This is a genomic window from Sphingomonas sp. CD22 (assembly GCF_034556155.1).
Classification (GTDB): Bacteria; Pseudomonadota; Alphaproteobacteria; order Sphingomonadales; family Sphingomonadaceae; genus Sphingomonas.
The window spans coordinates 74,997-94,072 of the sequence record NZ_JAYDYX010000009.1 but is presented as its reverse complement, the minus strand read 5'-3'; the positions used below and the strand labels follow the sequence as shown (position 1 = coordinate 94,072).

The 19,076-nt window shown below is 68.5% G+C and carries 17 protein-coding genes; 9 read left to right on the top strand and 8 right to left on the bottom strand.

What is annotated here, in order from left to right:
• Positions 1–13: 13 nt before the first annotated feature.
• Positions 14–391, bottom strand: a complete 378-nt coding sequence (locus tag SFC76_RS16765) for a LysR family transcriptional regulator (protein WP_322850550.1) — start codon at positions 389–391, stop codon at positions 14–16.
• A gap of 183 nt (positions 392–574) precedes the next feature.
• Here SFC76_RS16765 and SFC76_RS16760 point away from each other — a divergent pair, with 183 nt between their 5' ends.
• A complete protein-coding gene (locus SFC76_RS16760) occupies positions 575–868 on the top strand; it encodes a TonB-dependent receptor (protein ID WP_322850549.1) in 294 nt (97 codons plus the stop codon).
• A 38-nt stretch (positions 869–906) separates the two neighbouring features.
• On the opposite strand, the gene SFC76_RS16755 is transcribed toward SFC76_RS16760, so the two are convergent.
• A complete protein-coding gene (locus SFC76_RS16755; protein WP_322850548.1) occupies positions 907–1,047 on the bottom strand; it encodes a hypothetical protein in 141 nt (46 codons plus the stop codon).
• Positions 1,048–1,192: 145 nt separating this feature from the next.
• Here SFC76_RS16755 and SFC76_RS16750 point away from each other — a divergent pair, with 145 nt between their 5' ends.
• Entirely contained in the window at positions 1,193–2,941 is a 1,749-nt protein-coding gene (locus tag SFC76_RS16750) for an aspartyl protease family protein (protein WP_322850547.1), read from the top strand.
• Between the two features lie 51 nt (positions 2,942–2,992).
• On the opposite strand, the gene SFC76_RS16745 is transcribed toward SFC76_RS16750, so the two are convergent.
• Together SFC76_RS16745 and SFC76_RS16740 are read right to left on the bottom strand one after the other, a co-directional pair.
• Positions 2,993–6,031, bottom strand: coding sequence for a TonB-dependent receptor domain-containing protein (locus SFC76_RS16745; RefSeq protein WP_322850546.1), 3,039 nt, complete (start codon positions 6,029–6,031; stop codon positions 2,993–2,995).
• A 539-nt stretch (positions 6,032–6,570) separates the two neighbouring features.
• Positions 6,571–7,218, bottom strand: a complete 648-nt coding sequence (locus SFC76_RS16740; RefSeq protein ID WP_322850545.1) for a PAS domain-containing protein — start codon at positions 7,216–7,218, stop codon at positions 6,571–6,573.
• Positions 7,219–7,414: 196 nt separating this feature from the next.
• On the opposite strand from SFC76_RS16740, the gene SFC76_RS16735 reads away from it, so the two are divergent.
• Positions 7,415–7,849: a pyridoxamine 5'-phosphate oxidase family protein gene (locus SFC76_RS16735; RefSeq protein WP_322850544.1), complete on the top strand. Its 435-nt coding sequence runs from the start codon at positions 7,415–7,417 to the stop codon at positions 7,847–7,849.
• Positions 7,850–7,864: 15 nt separating this feature from the next.
• On the opposite strand, the gene SFC76_RS16730 is transcribed toward SFC76_RS16735, so the two are convergent.
• Together SFC76_RS16730 and SFC76_RS16725 are read right to left on the bottom strand one after the other, a co-directional pair.
• Positions 7,865–9,577 (bottom strand): methyl-accepting chemotaxis protein, encoded by a 1,713-nt coding sequence (locus SFC76_RS16730; RefSeq protein ID WP_322850543.1) that lies wholly within the window; start codon positions 9,575–9,577, stop codon positions 7,865–7,867.
• Between the two features lie 51 nt (positions 9,578–9,628).
• Positions 9,629–11,566 carry a methyl-accepting chemotaxis protein gene (locus tag SFC76_RS16725; protein ID WP_322850542.1) on the bottom strand — a complete coding sequence of 646 codons (1,938 nt, stop codon included), beginning with the start codon at positions 11,564–11,566 and terminating at the stop codon, positions 9,629–9,631.
• 375 nt (positions 11,567–11,941) lie between these two features.
• On the opposite strand from SFC76_RS16725, the gene SFC76_RS16720 reads away from it, so the two are divergent.
• The 4 genes from SFC76_RS16720 to SFC76_RS16705 all read left to right on the top strand — a co-directional run bounded on the left by SFC76_RS16720 (position 11,942) and on the right by SFC76_RS16705 (position 15,884).
• A complete protein-coding gene (locus tag SFC76_RS16720; RefSeq protein WP_322850541.1) occupies positions 11,942–13,063 on the top strand; it encodes a serine hydrolase domain-containing protein in 1,122 nt (373 codons plus the stop codon).
• A gap of 61 nt (positions 13,064–13,124) precedes the next feature.
• Positions 13,125–14,450, top strand: coding sequence for a chloride channel protein (locus tag SFC76_RS16715; protein WP_322850540.1), 1,326 nt, complete (start codon positions 13,125–13,127; stop codon positions 14,448–14,450).
• Between the two features lie 224 nt (positions 14,451–14,674).
• Positions 14,675–14,908 (top strand): hypothetical protein, encoded by a 234-nt coding sequence (locus SFC76_RS16710; RefSeq protein WP_322850539.1) that lies wholly within the window; start codon positions 14,675–14,677, stop codon positions 14,906–14,908.
• The gene (locus SFC76_RS16705; protein ID WP_322850538.1) at positions 14,901–15,884 is read left to right on the top strand and encodes a sensor domain-containing diguanylate cyclase; all 984 of its coding nucleotides are present in this window, start codon (positions 14,901–14,903) and stop codon (positions 15,882–15,884) included. The genes SFC76_RS16710 and SFC76_RS16705 overlap by 8 nt, the downstream gene beginning before the upstream one ends.
• Before the next feature lie 184 nt (positions 15,885–16,068).
• Here SFC76_RS16705 and SFC76_RS16700 read toward each other — a convergent pair whose 3' ends face one another.
• Positions 16,069–16,353: a hypothetical protein gene (locus SFC76_RS16700; protein WP_322850537.1), complete on the bottom strand. Its 285-nt coding sequence runs from the start codon at positions 16,351–16,353 to the stop codon at positions 16,069–16,071.
• A 197-nt stretch (positions 16,354–16,550) separates the two neighbouring features.
• Between SFC76_RS16700 and SFC76_RS16695 the strand changes: the two genes are divergently transcribed.
• Both SFC76_RS16695 and SFC76_RS16690 read left to right on the top strand, forming a co-directional pair.
• Entirely contained in the window at positions 16,551–17,270 is a 720-nt protein-coding gene (locus tag SFC76_RS16695; protein ID WP_322850536.1) for a Crp/Fnr family transcriptional regulator, read from the top strand.
• A gap of 199 nt (positions 17,271–17,469) precedes the next feature.
• Positions 17,470–17,967 (top strand): hemerythrin domain-containing protein, encoded by a 498-nt coding sequence (locus SFC76_RS16690; RefSeq protein WP_322850535.1) that lies wholly within the window; start codon positions 17,470–17,472, stop codon positions 17,965–17,967.
• A gap of 13 nt (positions 17,968–17,980) precedes the next feature.
• Here the strand turns inward: SFC76_RS16690 and SFC76_RS16685 are convergent, their stop codons facing one another.
• Complete coding sequence (locus SFC76_RS16685; protein ID WP_322850534.1) at positions 17,981–19,066, bottom strand: catalase family protein; 1,086 nt, start codon at positions 19,064–19,066, stop codon at positions 17,981–17,983.
• Between the last annotated feature and the right edge of the window lie 10 nt (positions 19,067–19,076).

Sequence of the window (19,076 nt, the reverse complement as noted above, 5' to 3'; positions counted from 1 at the left end):
ATAGAGCAATATGTCAGCGTGCGGCGGGGGGCAGCGGCTCCGACCGGAGGCTGGCGCGCAGCCGCGCAAAGGCCGGACGATCGGCGATCGTCGCCGCCTCCGCTTCCATCTCGCGATACGCCTGCAGGACGAGGATGCCGGTGTCGGTGATGCGCGCACCCCGCTCCAGCCCGCCGCCCCGCAGCGTCTCGACCACCGGCGGATCGAAGCAACGGTTCATCTCGTCGACGAGCAGCCAGGCACGCCGGTAGCTCATGCCGAGCGCGCGCCCGGCCGCCGAGATCGAGCCATGCGTCTCGATCGCGTCGAGCAGGTCGGCCTTGCCCGGCCCCAGAGCGAGGGCGTCGCCACAGGCGATCTGGAGCTTGAGCCAGAGCGGGCCGATCTTCATGTCATGTGCCGATCATCAGCGTCATCGTTCATCCGTTTACGTCGATCGCCCGCCGATCGCCACGGTGCATGTCGCGCACGCGATTCCGCGCTGGCCCCGCCGAGAGGACATCCGCGTCACCGGTCGAGAAGACGGACACCCGCAACGCCGCGGGTCCTCGGCATTCCCTGCCATGCCGGCACCATGCTCGTCGTGCACCGCCTGCCGGTCGCGAACCACATATGGCAGCTCAGCGGCGGCATCGGCTATGTCGGGAACCGCGCCGGATCGCTCGACGCCGTGCCGCTGGTGCTGGTGCTGCCCGATTATATCAAGGCGAAGGCCGCGATCGAGGCGCCACTGTCCGACGCGCTGCGCGTCCGGCTCGAAGCGGACAACCTGTTCGACGCCCGCTATGCCGCGAGTTCCTACAGCAGGTTATGGGTCTTCCCCGGCGCGCCGCGAACCGTGCGCGCATCCCTGCGGCTCGCGATGTGATCGCCCGGATCGGCCAGACGGACGACCCGGACGTTCACCTAGGCGAAATTGCCCAGTTTGTCGGCCTCGTCATCCGGCAGGTCATGCTCCGCCGGATTGTCGTTGGGCATGCCGATGCCCGGCTCGGTGGACATATCGCCGGGATCGGGCTCGTTGCCCGGAATGCGTGTCGGGTTCATCGTCTTGTCCTCTGCTGTGCCACGGGAACGCACGAGCACGCAGAAACGGCACTCGCCCCCCCTGACACCTTTGTCATTTGCCTGACGGCAGCGGCGACAGCATTCTCCTCCCGCCCCGCGCGCACCCGCGGGAGGAGAATGCCGCATGTCCTTCGCCCGGCTCGCCCTGCTGTCGCTCGCCCTCGCGATGCCCGGTACCGCCTGGGCGAAATGCGAGGTGGCGCAGCTCGCCGAGCTCAAGGTGACGATGGTCGGCGAAAAGCCGATGGTCGACGCGCAGGTCAACGGCCAGCCGGTGCGCTTCATCGCCGACAGCGGTGCCTTTTTCAGCAGCATCTCGCCGGGCAACGCCAGGCAATTGGGCCTGTCGCTGTCGATGCTGCCGCCGGGCTATCAGATCCACGGCATCGGCGGCAGCGCGCAGGCCGAGCTGGCGCGGGTCAAGACGCTGACGCTCGCCGGTATCCCGCTGCATGATATTCCCTTCATCGTCGGCGGCAGCGAGGTCGGGCCGGGCACCGGGCTGCTCGGCCAGAACGTGCTCGGCATCGGCGACGTCGAATATGACCTCGGCCATGGCGCGATCCGGCTGCTGCGCCCCAAGAGCTGCACGCACGTCGATTTCGCGTATTGGGCGGGCGGGCGGCCGGTATCGGAGCTGGCGATCCTGCCGCGCGACGTCCACCAGCCGCATACGATCGCCACCGTGCTGCTCAACGGCGCCAAGATCCGTGCGGTCTTCGACACCGGTGCCGGAAGCACGATCCTGTCGCTGGCCGCCGCGGCGCGCGCCGGTATCACCCCGACCAGCCCCGGCGTCGTCGCCGCGGGGTACAGCCGTGGCATCGGCCGCCACGTCGTGCGGACCTGGCTCGCGCCGTTCGACGCCTTCACGATCGGCGGGGAGCAAATCCACCACACCAAGCTGCGCATCGGCGACATCGGCGTGCCCGATGTCGACATGCTGATCGGCGTCGATTTCTTCCTGTCGCACCGCATCTATATCGCCAATGCCGAGCATCGCATGTTCTTCACCTACGACGGCGGGCCGGTGTTCGACGTCACCCCTGCGCGCGCGGTCGACCAGAATGGCGCCGTGCTCGCCTTGCCCGCGACGACGCTCGATCCCAAGGACGATGCCGGTCTGGCGCAGCGCGCCATGGTGTTCGCCGCACGTCACCAATATCCCCAGGCCGACGCCGACCTTACCGAGGCGATCCGCCTCGCGCCGCAGCAAGGCCATTATTATTACCAGCGCGCCACCGTGCGGCTGATGGAGCGTCAGACCGGCGCGGCACACGACGATCTCGACAAGGCACTGGCGCTCACCCCCGACGATGCCGAGGCGCACGTGCTGCGCGCGCGGATGCGGCTGGCGGCGCACGACCGCCCCGCCGCGACGGAGGATATCGAGGCGGCGGATCGCGCCGCTCCCGCGGCGTCGGACCTGCGGCTGGCGCTCGGCTCGCTCTATGGCGACATCGACCGGTTCGATCGTGCCATCGCGCAGTTCGACGGCTGGCTCCACGTCCATCCCGACGACAGCCGCAAGCCGGTCGCGCTCAATGACCGCGCCTGGGCGCGCGCGCTCGCCGATCGCGATCTCGCCGCGGCGCTCGCCGATGCCGACAGCGCGATCCGCCAACGCCGCGATAACCCGCGCTTCCTCGACACACGCGGGCTGATCCGGTTGCGGATGGGCGATTATGCCAAGGCGATCGAGGATTATGCGGCGAGCATCGCATTGGCGCCGCGCGACGCCTGGTCGCTCTACGGCCGCGGTCTCGCCGAACGCCATCTCGGCCAGACGAGCGCGGCCGACACCGACCGCGCCGCGGCGCTGAAGATCGCCCCGCATCTCGACGAGCGCTTCCGGCTGCTCGGAATCGATTGAAAAAGGGCCCGCCGGAACGTCCGGCAGGCCCCTTTCAGGTCTGTGCGAGGCTTAGAAGTTGATCGTCGTGCCGATCGCGATGTTGCGGCCCAGCGAGTCGTAGCGCTGGGGGATGGTGTTGCTGCGTGCCAGGCTGATGTTGTACGAATCGGGCACGATCGGTGCGCTCTTGTCGAGCAGGTTGTTGGCGATCAAGCGCAGCGCGAACTGCTTGGCGATCGCGAAGTTGAGCGCGAGGTCGAAATAGCTCGCCGGCGCGACGCGATAGTAATTGGTCAGCGCCCGCTCCGGGGTGCCGCCGATCGCCGCATCGCCCGAATTGTTGGCGTTGGTCAGCGAACCGACATAGCGCCAGTTGAACGATGCGCTGAACTTCTTGTCCATCGTCGTATAGGTGGTGCGCAGGCCATGGCTCCACTTGGGGATTAGCTGACCGCAGCCGTTGCCGTAATAGCCCGCGCAATTGCGCTCGGGCTGCACCGGCGAATCCTGGCCGCCGGCGAAGGTGGTCAGCGAGCCGTTGAAGCCGAAGTCAAGCCGGCCGATCGTGTCGAGGTCGAGCGCGTACTGCGCCTGGAAGTCCCAGCCCTGCGCGATCGAGGTGTAATAGTTCGTCGTGCCCTGGCGGATGAAGCCGGTGGTCGCGTTCGTGCCGTTGGCGAAGAGCGTGCCGGTGGTCGGATTGCGGACGATGCCTTGGCAGAAGAACTGGTCGCCGCCCGAGCGCAGGCAGCCGTCGGTGTAATAGCTATAGTCGTTGTAGCCGAGCGAATTGTCGATCTTGATCCGGTAGCGGTCGACCGAGAAGACGAGCCCCTTGATGAAGCGCGGCTTGACCACCAGGCCATAGGTCTGGGTGTAGGCGGTCTCCGGATCGGCGGTGAAGCCGCCCGAGCGCACCGAACAGGCGGCGGTGCCGTTGGGCGAGGTGCCGTTGCTGCACAGCAGCGTCTGGCTGCCGTAGAGCGCATCGGACAGGCCGGTCGCGCGGCACACTTCGCGCGAGGCGATCGGCGCGCCATAGGTGACGCCGTTGGCGCCGGTGGTGACGGTCGGCGCGCAGAAGTCGTTGAACGTGCCCGAACCGCCGCCCGCGAACTCGATGTTGCTCGCCTGGCGGATCTCGACGACGGTCGGCGCGCGCTGCGCCTTGTTGAACGAGGCGCGGAAGGTCAGGTCGCGGACCGGGGCATAGACGCCCTCGACCTTCCAGGTGTTGAAGGTGCTGGGATTGCTGCTGTATTTGGAGACGCGATAGCCGCCGTTGAGCTGGACCAGCTCGGCGAACGGCTTGTGCTCGACGAGCGGCGCCTGCACCTCGACATTGGCTTCCCAGACGTCCTGGCTGAGATAGGTGTCGTTGCCGCCGAGCGCGCTGCGATAGGCGGTGTCGGCGCGCGACGACAGAGTGTCCTTGCGATATTCGGTGCCGAGCGCGATCGCCAGACCCTGTTCGGCGAACGGCGAGGTGATGCCGTATTTGCCGAGGTCGCCGGTCATGTTCGCCTGGACGTCGTACAGCGTGCCGGTGGTCACCGACGTGCCGGTGCCGAACAGATAGTTGATCAGCGCGGGGTCGGTGTTGCCGGCGCTGAAGATGTCGAAGGGCACGCAGCCCGCCGCGCCGCTCGCGCAGGTCGGTGCCGCCGCGGTGCCGCCGACGTTGACCGCATTCTGCAAGTTGCCGGGGATGCCGAAGCTCGGGATGTAGTCCTGATGGTTGCGCGCGTAGACGCCGCCCACGTCATAGGTCCAGGCATCGCCGACCTTGCCGCGGACACCGCCGGTCAGGCGGACGCCGGTGTTGACATAGGTGTCCGGCCGGTCGCTGTTCTCGCCGAGGCGATAGGCGAGCGTGACGGGGACGCTGGCGGTGCCGGCGCCGCAGCCGATCGTGGTCGCCTGCGTGCCCGACAGATACGGGTTGCTGCAGTTGACGTTGACGGTGCCGCTCGCGATCGTCGGATAGTTGTTGTACGATTTGTCGCGGAACCAGATTCCCGACGCATACAGCTCGGCCTCGGGGGCGAGTTCGAGCGTCGCGAAGCCGCCGGCGTTCACCCGCTCGGACGGCCGCTGATAGGCATAGCCGCTGAAATAGTTCGACGCATTGCCGGGGCCTGCGGCGAACGGCACGAAATTGCGCGAACCGTCGGGATTGTTGACGAACTGGCCGCCCTTGTTGGCGCCCGCCTGCGGCGTGATCAGGCCGCTGGTCGAGCTGCTCGGGGTCAGGCCGCACGACAGCGGGCCGTTGAGCTGCAACTGGGTGATGTAGCAGCCCGCGTTCGAGCGCGAGGTGAGGGGGACCTCGTCGGTCTTGCGATAATTGACGAAGCCGCTGAGGTGGAGCTTGCCGTCGAGCAGCTTGGTGCCGGCGGTCAGCGTGACGTCGGCACGGCCGCCGTCGTTGGTCAGGCCGCGCGGGCTGCCGAAACCGGCCGCACGGGCGAGCGGCGAGACGATCGTGTCCTTGTTGTTGTGATTGTAGAAATTGTAGTTGGCGTCGAGCTGGACGCCCTCGAAATCCTTGCGCAGGACGAAGTTGACGACGCCGGCGACCGCGTCCGAACCATAGACCGACGAGGCACCGCCGGTGAGCACGTCGACGCGCTCGAGCAGCGACGGCGGGATGATGCCGACGTCCTGGCCGTTCTGCGTGCCGAGGCGCTTGCCGTCGATCAGCACCAGCGTCCGCTCGAAGCCGAGGGTGCGCAGCTTGATGCGCTGGCGACCGTCGGAATCGTTATAGGTCTGCTGGCTGTCGGGCGCGACCTGCGGCAGGCGGTTGAGCACGTCCTCGACGTTGACCGGCGCCTGCGCGCGGATGTCCTGCTGCGTGACCGAGGTGATCGGCGCGGCCGAGGTGACATTGGGGCGGTTGATGCGCGTACCGGTGACGACGATCTCGCCCGAGCTGGGCGCGTCGCCCGACTGGCCGGCGATCGCCGCGGCGCGGGTGTCGGAGGCGACCTCGGCGTCGGCGCCGGGCTGCGGATCGACCTGCGCCGCCTGGGTGGTGGCATCGGGGGAGGCCGGAGGCGTCGCGGGCGCCTGCTGCGCCGTCGCCGGCAGGGTCCAAAGCCCCATCGCACCGATCAATGCGATACGCGAAACCGAGTGAATCAACACGCCTCTCCCTCTCTTTTCGCCGCCTGGTAACGCTACCGAAAACTGTCCTGGCGGTCGGAACCAAATCAGGTCCTCACCAGACCTGGATAATACCAATCCTTTCCTAAAGTAAATACATCTTGATTTTGGAGGCACTTATCCCAGCAGGTGTGGCACGGACGCCATAGCTCCGCCCCCGTCACCCCCGGGCTCCCGCTTCCTGCCGATAGGCGCCCGTCGAGGACGGAGCGGGACCCCGGATCAGGTCCGGGGTGACGGACCGCGGGTGGCGAGGTAGCGGCACCAAACAACGTCGCTCGGCCCCAGACGAAATCGACATTCGGAATTCAGCTAAAATTCCTCCCCCGCCAGGGGGAGGTGGCGCGGCGAAGCCGTGACGGAGGGGGAGGACACGGAACGGACGTGTCGCTTACCTCCCCCTCCGTCATGCCTGCGGCATGCCACCTCCCCCTGGCGGGGGAGGAATTACCGCAGTCCACAAGCTGAATGCCGCCCGGCTAGTCGACCGGCTGGAGCGCCGCGGTGAGCAGCCGTTCGACCTTGCCGAGGCCGTCATGGCCCAGTTGCACGGTCGCCGATCCCGCGGACGACTGCACCAGCCGGCGCTGCCCCAGTACCCGCAGCCAGCGCTGCACCGCCTCGGTCGGCAGGCCGGTCGATCCGGCGAGGTCGGCGAGCGACGCCAGCCGCCCCTCGGCCTCGGCGAGATAGAGGTCGAGCAGGATCAGGCCGGGGTAATCGCCGAACAACTCGCGGCCGAATTCCTCCATCTTGAGGCTGTAGAGGTGCTTGAGGCGCAGCGCCGCTTTCCACATGCGCAGCGGCGTGTCGCGCGCGCCGTCGTCCTCGCGCCACGACAGCGTCGAGACCAGATGCCCCGCCGCATCGAAGCGCGAGACGAGCAGATCGACCTCGACGGTCGTGCCGTCGGGCCGCCAATAGCGTTTGCGCAGCCGGGTCGGCGCCGCCTTGTCGACGAGGGCGTCGAGCATGTCGGCGCTCTTGCCGAGGTCCTCGGCGACGGTGATCGACCGGTAGGAGGCGCCGATCAGTTCGGCATGCGGGCGCCGCAGCAGGCGGCAGAAATTGCTGTCCGCGACGAGGATCGTCCCCGCCGTGCTCGAGACACAATGCGCAACAGGCATTCCGGATCCTATGGTGCCGGCCCCCGTGCCGCGGCGGGAGCCAGAGTATCATGATAAAGCAGCATCTTAGTCCATAACCGATTGTTCGTTGCGGCGATATGGGCTTGGGGGGCGGGCGACGCACCCGAACGGTGCCTGCGTTCGTTGCAGCCGCCGGTGCCCATCGCACCTTCGCGCCCAGCAAAGGACCTGCCGCATGACGGACCTCACCCTCCACGATCTATCGAAGAAGATGGCCAAGCTCGACTTTGCGATGATGGCCACCCGCTCGGCGGCCGGCGTCATCACCGCGCGACCGATGAGCAACAACGGCGACGTCGACTATCAGGGCGACAGCTATTTCTTCTCGTACGAGGAGTCGCGCAAGGTCGCCGACCTGCGCGACGATCCGCACACGACGCTCACTTATACCGGGGCGGCCGGGATGCTCGGCGGGCCGCCGCTGTTCGTCACCGTCGAGGGCAAGGCCGCGCTGATCGAAGACCGCCAGGCGTTCGCCGACCATTGGACCAAGGATCTCGACCGCTATTTTCCCGACGGCATCGACACGCCCGGCATAGTGATGATCCGCGTCGACGCTGCGCGCATCCGCTATTGGGACGGCAGCGACGAGGGCGAGATCACGCCCTGACGCCGCCCGGCGACCTCACGCCACCTGACCGAAATCGGCATCCTCGGCATCCGGGCCGCCGCTGGTCAGGTCGAGCGCGAAGCCGCGCACGCGCGCCTGCTGGTCGAGCACCGACCCCGGTCTGGGTTCGACCAGCTTCGCCAACTTGGTGCCCTTGATCGCCGGCCGGCGTGGCGTGGCGACGATGGGCCTGCGCTTGCGCTTTGGCGCGACCGCTTTGGTCGCGGCCGCGCCGCTGTCGTCGAACCGGAAGAAGGCGATGCTCTGCTGCAATTCCTCCGCCTGGTCGGCGAGCGTTTCCGACGTCGCCGAAATCTGCTCCGAGGCGGCGGCATTCTGCTGCGTCACCGTGTCGAGTTGCTGGATCGCCTGATTGACCTGATGCGCGCCGAGGTCCTGTTCGCGGCACGCGGCGCTGATCTCGGCGACCAGTTCGGCGGTGCGGCGGATATCGGGCACCAGGCGGGTCAGCATGTCGCCCGCCTGCGTCGCCGCGACGACGGTGTCGGAGGAGACCGCACCGATCTCCGCCGCGGCGGCCTGACTGCGCTCGGCGAGCTTGCGCACCTCCGCCGCGACGACCGCGAAGCCCTTGCCGTGGTCGCCGGCGCGCGCCGCCTCGACCGCGGCGTTGAGCGCGAGCAGGTCGGTCTGCCGCGCGATCTCCTGGACGATGCCGATCTTCTCGGCGATCGTGCGCATCGCCTGCATCGCGCGATCGACCGCGACGCCGCTGTCCTCGGCATCCCTTGCCGACTGGCGCGCGATCTTCTCGGTCTGCGCGGCATTGTCGGCATTCTGTTTGATGTTGGCCGCCATCTGCTCCATCGACGCCGACGCTTCCTCGGCCGCCGCGGCCTGTTCGGTCGCGCCCTGCGACACCTGTTCCGACGAGGCGGACAATTGCATGCTGCCCGCCGCAACCTTGTGCGCGGCCTCGCCGATGCTGCGCACCACGGTGCGCAGGCGGCCCGACATGGTGTTGACGGTATCGACCAGATCGCTGATCTCGTCATCGCCGCTGGTGCGCACCTCGGTCTGCAGATCGCCCGTCGACACCGATTCGATCGCGCCCGCCGCGTCCTGCAATCCGCGCGCGACGATCCGCGACAGCCAGAAGGCGCCGGCGATCGCGATCAGCAAGGCGAAGCCGGCGGTGACCAGCAACGTCCGCCGCGCCGCATCGTACAGCACCTGCGTCGATTCATTGGCCGCGACCATCTGCGCGCGCGCCTGATCGACGATCTGATCCGAGATCAGCGCCAGCGCATTGACCAGCCGGCGCGACTGATTGACCGACAGCGCACCGGCTTCGGCGTTCTTGTTGGCGAGGCCGAGCGCGCGCACCTGATCGTTGACCGGCATATATTCGAGCCATTTCGCCTGCGCCTGCTGCCACAGCGGGCGCTCCCTGTCGCTCGCCCCGGCCAGACCGCTCGCCAGCAGTTTCTGCGCCTCGCCGCGCGCGGCCATCAGATCAGTGTCCAATTGCCGCATCTGCATCGGGTCCTCGGTCAGCGCGAGGTTCTTTTCCTGACGGACGACGACATTGGTCCTGATGACGAAGGATTGCGCGATCTCCAGCCGCTTGACCGGACCGCGGATGAGGTCGTCGATCGCCTTGTCGAGCGCCCCCATCCGGCTGATCCCGATCCAGACGACCGCGATCAGCAGCAGCACCAGGACGGCGAAGGTCGCGCCCATCTTCAGCTTGATCGTCATCCGCATGTTCGTTCCCCAGCCGTAACCAATGTATGACATTGTAGGCCGGGGCACGCATCATCCCACGCGGCCGAACTCCGCATCCTCGGCGTCGGGACCGCCGGTGGCGAGGTCCAGAGTGAAGCCGCGCAGGCGCGACGACGGGTCGATGCGCGTGCCGGGGCGCGGCGCCAGCAGCCGCGCGGTCTTGGTGCCCTTGATCGCGGGGCGCTTCACCGGCGCGGGCGCCGGCCGGCGCGCGAGCGCGCGGGCGGGGAGCACCGCATCCTCGGGCAGGCGGAAGAAGGCGATGCTGTGCTGCAATTCCTCCGCCTGATCGGCGAGCGCGCCCGCGGTCGAGGAGATCTGTTCGGAGGCGGAGGCGTTCTGCTGCGTCACCTGGTCGAGTTGCTGGATCGCCTGGTTGATCTGCGACGCGCCGATATCCTGTTCGCGGCACGCCGCGCTGATCTCGGCGACGAGTTCGGCGGTGCGGCGGATCTCGGGCACCAGCCGGGTGAGCATCTCGCCCGCGTCGGTCGCGGCGCCGACGGTGTCCGACGACATCGCGCTGATCTCCGCCGCGGCGGTCTGGCTGCGTTCGGCGAGCTTGCGCACCTCCGCCGCCACCACGGCGAAGCCCTTGCCGTGATCGCCGGCGCGCGCCGCCTCGACCGCGGCGTTGAGCGCCAGCAGGTCGGTCTGCCGCGCGATCTCCTGCACGAAGCCGATCTTCTCGGCGATCGTGCGCATCGCGCGGACGGCGCGATCGACCGCGACGCCGCTGCGCTCCGCCTCGGTCGACGATTGGCGGGCGATCTTCTCGGTCTGCGCGGCATTGTCGGCGGTCTGTTTGATGTTGGCCGCCATCTGCTCCATCGACGCCGAGGCCTCCTCGGCCGCGGCGGCCTGTTCGGTCGCGCCCTGGCTCATCTGCTCGGCGCTCGCCGAAAGCTGCTGGCTGCCGCTGGCGACCTGATCCGCCGCGCCCGAGACGTTGCCGGCGAAGCTGCCGAGCGAATCGATCAGCGTGTTGATCGCCTCCTTCATCCGCTGGTGATCGCCGTCGCAGTCGATCTCGACGCGTTCGAGCAGCGAGCCGGTGCTGACCAGATCGAGCACGCGATTGCCCTCGCCGATCGGCAGCAGGATCGCATCGAGCATGCCGTTGACGCCCTCGATCAGCCCGGCGAAATCGCCCTTGAAGCGCGCGGCGTCGCCGCGCTCGCGCAACCGGCCCGCGGTCGAGGCGAGGATCAGCCGCTGGATCTCGGCGATGATCGCGCGCAAATTGGTGCGCAGCAATTCGATCGTGTCGTTGATGAACGCCTTCTTGCCGGGAAAGGCGTCGAGCGGCGCGTCGAAATGGCCCTGACCGAATTGGTCGATACAGGCCATCGCCTGCTTCTTCACCGCGATATGGCCGGCGACCATCGTGTTGATCCCCGCCGCCATGGTCGCGAAGTCGCCGCGGAAGGCGTCGACCGGCACGAACACGTCGATGTCGCCCCTGTCGTGCTCGGCCGACATCCGGTTCATCTCGGCGATCAGCCCCTTGAGGTTGCCGCGCAACCGCTCGACCGTGTCGTTGAGGAACGCCTTCTTGCCGGGGAAGGGTTCGAGCGGCGCCTCGAAATCGCCGTCGGCGAATGCGGCGACACAGGCCATCGCCTTCTTCTTGGCGGCCACATGGCTGGCGACCATGTAATTGACGTCCTGCGCGGCGATGCGCAGGTCGCCGACGAACTGTGCGGCGGGCAGCACGACGTCGATGTCGCCGCGCTCATGCTCGGCGGACATCGTCGCGACGGCGTCTCTGAAGGCCCCGACCGGCGTCGTCGCCGCATCGAGCATCGCGTTGATCTCGTGCAGCAAGTCGCGCACCCCGCCGCTCGCGGCCGTCGTATCGCCGCGTTCGGTCAGGCGACCTTCGGCGAAGGCGCCGCGCAGCCGGCGCACTTCCGCGACCGCGATCTGGATATGGGCCGAGTCCTTCAGCGATAGATAAGGTCGCATGACCGAATGCCTTTGATGAGGAGGAAAACGTCGGAAGAAAGACCGGCGGGATGCATCGCGCGGGTCGCCGCTGACGAGGCGGCCACCGCGCATTGCCGGCACAACGGAAACAGCCTCGCCAGGTCATGGCGGGGCAGGCAGGTCGGGCGGTGCCGCGGATCGGCGGACCGCCGGTATTGCGTCACATTATCATGACGGCATATTCGAAGACGTGAATCGCGAAACAAAGAAACAAGGAACCGCTTCTTCACGCATATGTCCGTTATGGATTTAAGATAGCGTTAATGGGGTCGCGGCCGGCAACAATAGTGCGATGCCGCGCGACGCCCGTATTATTCATGTAACACACGCCCGCGGATGCGCTATGGCGGGCGCATGACGATGACGACGACACGACGAACGCTCCTGATCGGCGCAACCGCGGGGGCAATGGCGAGCGGCACCGGCGCGATCGGGCGCGCGCCGTCCCCCTCCTTCCGGTTGCGGCCGTGGCTGGCGCTCGCATCGGTGCCGGGGGCGAGCTGGGCGCTGTTCGACGGCGCGAGCGTGACCGCACAGGCCGAGGGCGACGCCCGCGCGGGCACCCCCGCGACCCCCGACACGTTGTTCGAGGCGGCATCGCTGTCGAAGCCGGTGCTGGCCGCCGCGGTCCACGATCTCGTGCGTGAGGGCAGGATCGATCTCGACGAACCCGTCGCGCGCCATATCGACTTCACCCGCGATGCCGCGACCCGCGCGATCACCCCGCGCCATCTGCTGTCGCATGCCAGCGGCCTGCCGAACTGGCGCACTGATGCGGGCAGCGACCTCGTCAGCCGCTTCGCGCCGGGATCGGCCTTCCGCTATTCGGGGGAGGGGTTCGTGCTGCTCGGCCGGCTGGTCGAGGCGGTGACCGGGCGCACCGCGGCGGAGGTGGTGCGCGCGCGCGTGCTCGTCCCGGCCGGGATGACGCGCAGCGGCTACGGCTGGACGGCGGAACGGACGCCGGCGGTCGCCTGGGCGCACGATGCCGACGGGGATTTGCTGCCCGACGCCGGGCCGGCGCATTTCGAGGCGCAGCGGGCCGCCGGGCCGCGCCGCCCGGTCGAGACGTGGACGCGCAGCGACCAGATCGCGGCGGCCGCGGCGCTCGGCAAGCCGCCGCTGCCGATCTTCATGACCCCCAATATGGCGGCGGGGCTGTGGACGACCGCGGGCGATTATGCGCGCTTCCTGCACTTCGCGCGGGCCTATCCGGCGATGGACGCGCCGGCGGTGACGGTGGCGGGCGACCTGTCCTGGGGGCTGGGCTGGGGGCTGGAACGGTCGGGCGGGCGGCGTTTCGCCTGGCATTGGGGCAGCAACGACGGCGTCGCCAACCTGTTCGTCCTCGATCTCGACCGCGGCGCGGGGCTGGTGGTGCTGACCAACGGCACCGGCGGCCAGCGCGTCTATGCGCGCGCGGCGCGGGTCCATTTCGCGCGCGAATTCGACGCGCTGACCTGGTTGCAGCCGTAACCCGCGGCGATCCGGGCATAAGGCGGGTGACGATCGCCGCGCCGGGGGGTTAAGAGGCGGCATGCCCGATGCACCGACACGTCCCCGCCGTGGCCGCCGCTGGACGCCGGCGCGGTTCCGCGCGCTGCTGCGGTCGCGCGGGCCGACCTCGGTCCGCTTCCGCCAGCGGATCGCGGTGATCACCGGCGCGGTGGCGATCGGCATCGTCGCGGTGCTGTTCGCCGAAGCCTCCGACGCGACCGCTGTGCTGTTCGACCATTATGTGCGGCGGCTGCCGTGGCTGCCGCTGCTGACCACGCCGCTGGGGTTCATGGCTTTGGTCTGGCTCACCCGCCGCTACGTGCCGCTGGCGCGCGGATCGGGCATCCCGCAGGTGATGGCGGCGCGCGCGGACCCCGCCGCGGCGACCGGCAATCTGATCGCGGTGAAGACGGTGGCGGGCAAGGCGCTGCTGACGATGGGCGCGATCCTGTGCGGCGGCAGCGTCGGGCGCGAGGGGCCGACGGTGCAGATCGCCGCGGCGGTGATGGGGGTCAGCCACCGGCTGATGCGCGTGACGATGAAGGGCACGGTGGTCATCGCGGGCGGCGCGGCGGGCGTCGCCGCGGCGTTCAACACGCCGCTCGCCGGCGTGCTGTTCGCGATCGAGGAACTGGCCGCCGCCTACGAGCAGCGGATGACGCTGATGGTGCTGTCGTCGATCGTCATCGCCGGCATGGTCGCGCAGAGCCTGACCGGCAATTACGTCTATTTCGGCGAGATCGGCGCGCATATGCCGCTGACCGCGGCGCTGGTCGTGGTGCCGGTGGCGGGCCTGGCCGGCGGGCTGGCGGGCGGGCTGTTCGCGCGCGCGATGCTGGCGCTGGCGCGCGGCGGCAGCCGACTGACGCGGTGGAGCAAGGCGCGGCCGCTGCTGTTCGCCGGCCTGTGCGGGCTGGTCGTCGCCGGGCTGGGCGTCGCCACCGGCTTGACCTGGGGCACCGGTTACGCCGCCGCGCGCGGGATGATCGGCGGGGTCGATGCGCCCTTGTGGTTCGGCCCGGCCAAGTTCGTCGCGACGCTCGCCACCGCGGTGGCGGGGCTGCCCGGCGGCATCTTCGCGCCGAGCCTCGCGGTCGGCGCGGGCGTCGGCAATTTGCTTCACGCGCTGTTTCCCGCCGATCCCACCGGCGCGGTGGTGATCCTGGGCATGGTCGCCTATTTCACCGGCGTGGTGCGCGCGCCGCTGACCGCGGTGATCATCCTGTCGGAGACGACCGCGAGCCGCGGGCTGATGCTGCCGATGTTCGCCGCGGCCTTCCTCGCCGACTGGGCGAGCCAGGCGGTATGCCACGAGAAATTGTACCACGGCCTGTCGGCGACCTTCTCACCGCATCAGGCGCCTTAGTGTATTATATTGGTGGCACACTTGGCGGCGGGCTGCTAGCGTCCGTCCGCCAGTGCCTCTTTACCCTGTGCCTGGCTATCCTTTGATGGACTCCTCCGGCTGCCCCTCGTGCAGGGGCAGCCGGCCTTTTCGTCCGCCACCTTCCAATACTATGCTTTTTCCGCACGTTAACCTTTGCAGCCTAGCGTGAGCGCAACGACGGGCCGCACAGGAGAGAGCGCGATATGGAGGAGCTGCGGCCGATGTCGCCGGGGGCGACGCCGCTGACGATCCCGCCCGAGCTGGCGGCGAGCGTCGCGCGGCATCAGGCGCATCTCGCCGCGCTGATCGCCAGCCTGCGCGCCGCGGGGATCGCCGAGGATATGGTCGCGGCCAGCGTCCGCACGTTGGTCGACAGCTATGCCGACGAACTCACCGCGGCGTTGCGCGAGATGCTGAAGGGGCAGTTGCATGGATGACGCCCGGTTGCACGACGAGGATGCGCGCGTCGCCGCGTTGCGCCGACTCGACGTGCTCGACAGCGCGGCGGAGACGCCGTTCGAGAAGATCGTGACTCTGGTCCGCACCGTGCTGGCGGTGCCGATCGCGACGGTGACGCTGGTCGACCGCGACCGGCAATGGTTCAAGGCGGAGCGCGGCATGAACTGCCGGCAGACGCCGCGCGCGATCTCCTTCTGCACCCACACGATCCAGCAGCGCGAGCCGCTGATCATCGCCGACGCGCAGGCCGATCCGCGTTTCGCCGCCAGCCCGCTGGTCGTCGGCGCGCCTTATATCCGCAGTTATGCCGGCATCCCGCTGCGCACCCCCGAAGGCTATAACGTCGGCGCGCTGTGCGCGATGGACACCGTCGTCCGCCATTTCACCGTGGCGGAGATCGCGATCCTCGCCAATTTCGCCAATATCGTCGCCGACGAGCTGGAACTGCGGATGATCGCGCAGGTCGATCACCTCACCGGCGCGCTGACCCGCCGCGGCTTCGTCGAACAGGCGGAGCGCGAGATCGCGCGGTCGTGCCGCTACGGGCGATCGAGCACGTTGGTGATGCTCGACCTCGACCATTTCAAGGCGGTCAACGACACCTACGGTCACCCGGTCGGCGACCAGGTGCTGCAACAGGTCGCGCAGGTCGCCAGCGTGACGCTGCGCCCGAGCGACGTGTTCGGCCGGCTGGGCGGCGAGGAATTCGCTTTGCTGCTCCCCGAGACCAACGGCGACGAGGCGATGGTCGTCGCCGAACGGCTGCGCCGCGCGATCGCCGATCACCCGATCCCGCTCACCGACGGGCGCGTGCTGCCGGTCAGCGCGAGCTTCGGCGTCGCCGCGCTCGCCCCGGACATCGCCTCCTTCCCGGCCTGGCTGCACCGCGCCGACACGATGCTCTATGCCGCCAAGGCGGCCGGCCGCAATTGCGTACGGCTCGCGCCGGCCTAACCGGATCGACATTCCTTCAAATCCTCCCCCGCCAGGGGGAGGTGGCATGCCGCAGGCATGACGGAGGGGGCGGTAAGCGACGACCTCGGTTCCGTGTCCTCCCCCTCCGTCACGGCTTCGCCGCGCCACCTCCCCCTGGCGGGGGAGGAATTCTTAAAGACGCTGCAGGTCGCACCGGCCTAACTCATCTGCCCGCGTCGTAGGCGAGGCTGGCGCCGATCCCCGACAGAAGGGCGAGCGCACGGTCCTGCGCCGCGTCGGCCTCGCCACGGTCGGCGACGATCTCGGCCCGTGCGTCGATCGCCACCGCGACCAGCGCGATCGCCTCGTCGACGCTGAGTACGGATCGCGCGACGAGGCCGTGGATCAGGCTCTCGACCAGCAGCATCGCCGCTTCGCCATGCGCGTCGGTCGTCGGCTGCGCGTTCGGGTCGGGGTCGGGGTCGGGGTCGCGATTGTCGTCGATCATGATGCGCGTTATCCCTTCCGGTCAGGCGCGAGCGTCTCCTGCGTCTCGCAGCCGGCGGAGCCTGGGATATGGCCGACGAGGGCATATCTAGCAGGGAATTGCGACCCCGGCCTCATGCCTGCATCAATATTTGTATATAATTTTTGTACATAACCTTGAGCAATATTACATCCTGGGTTCATGTGTGATGAAGCACCATGACCAATCACTTCGTCGAAAAACTGTGCGGTTATTCGCCGCTCGACGAAGAGGATATCGCCGGTCTGCTCGCGCTCACCGGCCGCCCGCGGCTCGTCAAGACGCGCCACGACCTCATCCGCGAGGGCGACCGGCCCGGCCCGGTGTTCGTGATGATGGAAGGCTGGGCGTGCCGCTACAAGGTGCTGCCGAGCGGCACGCGGCAGGTGCTGGCGTTCCTGATGCCGGGCGACGCCTGCGATCTCCACATCGGCCTGCTCGCCGAGATGGATCACAGCATCCAGACGATCACGCCGGCGCGGGTGGTGATGATCGACCGGGTCGACATGGACGAGCTGATGGCGCGGCGGCCGGCGGTGGCGCGCGCGATGTATATCGCGCAGCTCGTCGACGAAGGCACGATGCGCGCCTGGATCACCAGCATGGGCCGCCGCACCAGCATCGAACGCGTCGCGCATCTGATGTGCGAATTGTACCTGCGCGCGCGCGATATCCAGATCGCCGGCGAGGAATCCCTGTCGCTGCCACTGTCGCAGGTGCTGCTCGCCGATGCGCTCGGCATGACCAGCGTGCACATCAACCGCGTGCTCAAGGAGCTGCGCGTCGCCGGCGCGATGACGCTGCATCGCGGCAGCCTGGAGGTCAGCGACCCCGCCAAGCTGGTCCGCATCGCCGGCTTCGACGACGGCTATCTCCACCGCCGCAGCAGAACTGCCTGATAAACGACAATTCCGCCGTGTTCTAAACGCATGTTGCCAACCCCGCGGCGGGCGCGCGCTAGCATCGCCGCGCGGGCGATGTGCGCAGCGACGACCAGGGGGAGTCAGCATGGCGGAACGGGACGGCAGCGCGAACATCGCCGACGGCCGGGGTCCCGGCGCAGCGCGGCTCGCCGCGCACGAGCCGGGCCGCTGATCGATGCCGCCGCACGATCAGGCGCCGCTCACGGCCGGCACGGGCAGGGGCGCCGCGACATTGGCGTATCAGGAGCTGATCGACGATCACGACCGGATCGACCGGCTCACCCGCCAGCTCGACCAGCTCACGCAAGGTCCCGACGAGCGCTTCGCCGAGGCCGACCGGCTGCTCGCGCAGCTCTCCGCCGCGATCCTCGCGCATCTCGCCAAGGAAGACAGCTTCATCTACCCCGATCTGGCGCGCTCGACCGATCCCGCCGATGCCGGCGGGCTGATCGTCGAGTTCGAGATGCTCAAGGCGGACTGGGCCGACTTCCTCGCCGTCTGGGCGCGCCCCGACCGGCCCGCGGACTGGCCGGCGTTCCGCCACGATGCCGGCGGCATGCTGGACCGGCTGCGCGAGCGCGTCATCAAGGAAACCAGCCTGCTCTACGCGATGGCGCTGCGCGAAGGTCTGATCCAGCTACGCCCGTCACCGCGCGACGCCGGCGGACGGTGACGGGCGCGCACGGCTAGGCCGGTATCGCCTCGATCGTCGCGGTGTCGGCGGCCGGGATGCCGTTCTCGCGATGGCGGAAGTCGCTGAGTGCCTTGTAGACCTGCAGCCGCGCGCGCATCACCCCGCCGAGCGGGCGATGCACCGCGAGGCTGTGCGCCGGGCGGAAGGTCATCACTTCGTCGAAATACTGGACGCGCTCGGGACCATAAGCGGCCTGACGCGGCAACCGGATCGTCGCGACGGTAACATAGGCGCTGTCCTCGACCGGCCATTCCACCGACGTGTCCTCGATCGGCTGCGTCTCGGCATTCGTCCATAGCTGCGCGCGCAGCTCGAACACGGCATCGTGCACATCGAAATAGTCGACCGCGGCGTGGCGGAAGCCGTCCTCGTCGGCATGCGGATCGAGCTGCCAGTCGTCGAGCGCCCGCTGCTCGGGTGCGACGGGGAAGGCGCCGAGCTTGGCGACGTAATCGCCGAAGCGGATCGGGCATTGGCTGAAATAATAATCGTCCAGCGGGTGGCTGAACGGATGGCCGTAGAAATCGAGCGTCGGGCTCGGCCCGCCGGTGACCGCGTTGAGCACCTTGTTGATGTTGCGCGCGAGCGACGAGGCGACGCTCTTCACGCTCTCGGGCAGCGGCGTTGCCGCGCCGATCTTGCCGGCCTGCGACAGGAAGCCCGCGGCGGTGCCGGCGGGGAAGGTGGTGCCGCTCGCCAGCACGAAATCCTGCGTCGGCGCGTCATGGCCGGGCAGTTTCTCGCCCTCGACGCCGAACACCTTGATCGCCATGCCGCGATGCGTCGAGACGCGGTCGCCGAGCCGCTCGCCCGGCCCTTGTGCGAAGCGCACCGCGACCTGGAACGTGCCGCCCCGCGCGAACAGGCCTTGCGCCAGTTCGGGCGGCAGGTCGTCGGCGACGGTGAGTTCGCCGATCACGCAGGAGGTGCTTTTGGCGTGGCTGGCGCGGACGGCATGGCCCTCGCGCTTTTCAACCGTCTGGCTCTCCTTGGTCATGCCGGCGATGATGCCGTCGATCGTCTTCTGTTCGTCGGGCTCGGGCGTCTCGATCCCGGGGGCGTAGCGCAGATAGGTCATGATTGCCTCC

Coding starts and splice junctions, on each gene's coding strand:
- SFC76_RS16765 (WP_322850550.1), bottom strand. CDS start 391: ATGAAGATCGGCCCGCTCTGGCTCAAGCTCCAGATCGCCTGTGGCGAC.
- SFC76_RS16760 (WP_322850549.1), top strand. CDS start 575: ATGCTCGTCGTGCACCGCCTGCCGGTCGCGAACCACATATGGCAGCTC.
- SFC76_RS16755 (WP_322850548.1), bottom strand. CDS start 1,047: ATGAACCCGACACGCATTCCGGGCAACGAGCCCGATCCCGGCGATATG.
- SFC76_RS16750 (WP_322850547.1), top strand. CDS start 1,193: ATGTCCTTCGCCCGGCTCGCCCTGCTGTCGCTCGCCCTCGCGATGCCC.
- SFC76_RS16745 (WP_322850546.1), bottom strand. CDS start 6,031: ATGGGGCTTTGGACCCTGCCGGCGACGGCGCAGCAGGCGCCCGCGACG.
- SFC76_RS16740 (WP_322850545.1), bottom strand. CDS start 7,218: ATGCCTGTTGCGCATTGTGTCTCGAGCACGGCGGGGACGATCCTCGTC.
- SFC76_RS16735 (WP_322850544.1), top strand. CDS start 7,415: ATGACGGACCTCACCCTCCACGATCTATCGAAGAAGATGGCCAAGCTC.
- SFC76_RS16730 (WP_322850543.1), bottom strand. CDS start 9,577: ATGCGGATGACGATCAAGCTGAAGATGGGCGCGACCTTCGCCGTCCTG.
- SFC76_RS16725 (WP_322850542.1), bottom strand. CDS start 11,566: ATGCGACCTTATCTATCGCTGAAGGACTCGGCCCATATCCAGATCGCG.
- SFC76_RS16720 (WP_322850541.1), top strand. CDS start 11,942: ATGACGATGACGACGACACGACGAACGCTCCTGATCGGCGCAACCGCG.
- SFC76_RS16715 (WP_322850540.1), top strand. CDS start 13,125: ATGCCCGATGCACCGACACGTCCCCGCCGTGGCCGCCGCTGGACGCCG.
- SFC76_RS16710 (WP_322850539.1), top strand. CDS start 14,675: ATGGAGGAGCTGCGGCCGATGTCGCCGGGGGCGACGCCGCTGACGATC.
- SFC76_RS16705 (WP_322850538.1), top strand. CDS start 14,901: ATGGATGACGCCCGGTTGCACGACGAGGATGCGCGCGTCGCCGCGTTG.
- SFC76_RS16700 (WP_322850537.1), bottom strand. CDS start 16,353: ATGATCGACGACAATCGCGACCCCGACCCCGACCCCGACCCGAACGCG.
- SFC76_RS16695 (WP_322850536.1), top strand. CDS start 16,551: ATGACCAATCACTTCGTCGAAAAACTGTGCGGTTATTCGCCGCTCGAC.
- SFC76_RS16690 (WP_322850535.1), top strand. CDS start 17,470: ATGCCGCCGCACGATCAGGCGCCGCTCACGGCCGGCACGGGCAGGGGC.
- SFC76_RS16685 (WP_322850534.1), bottom strand. CDS start 19,066: ATGACCTATCTGCGCTACGCCCCCGGGATCGAGACGCCCGAGCCCGAC.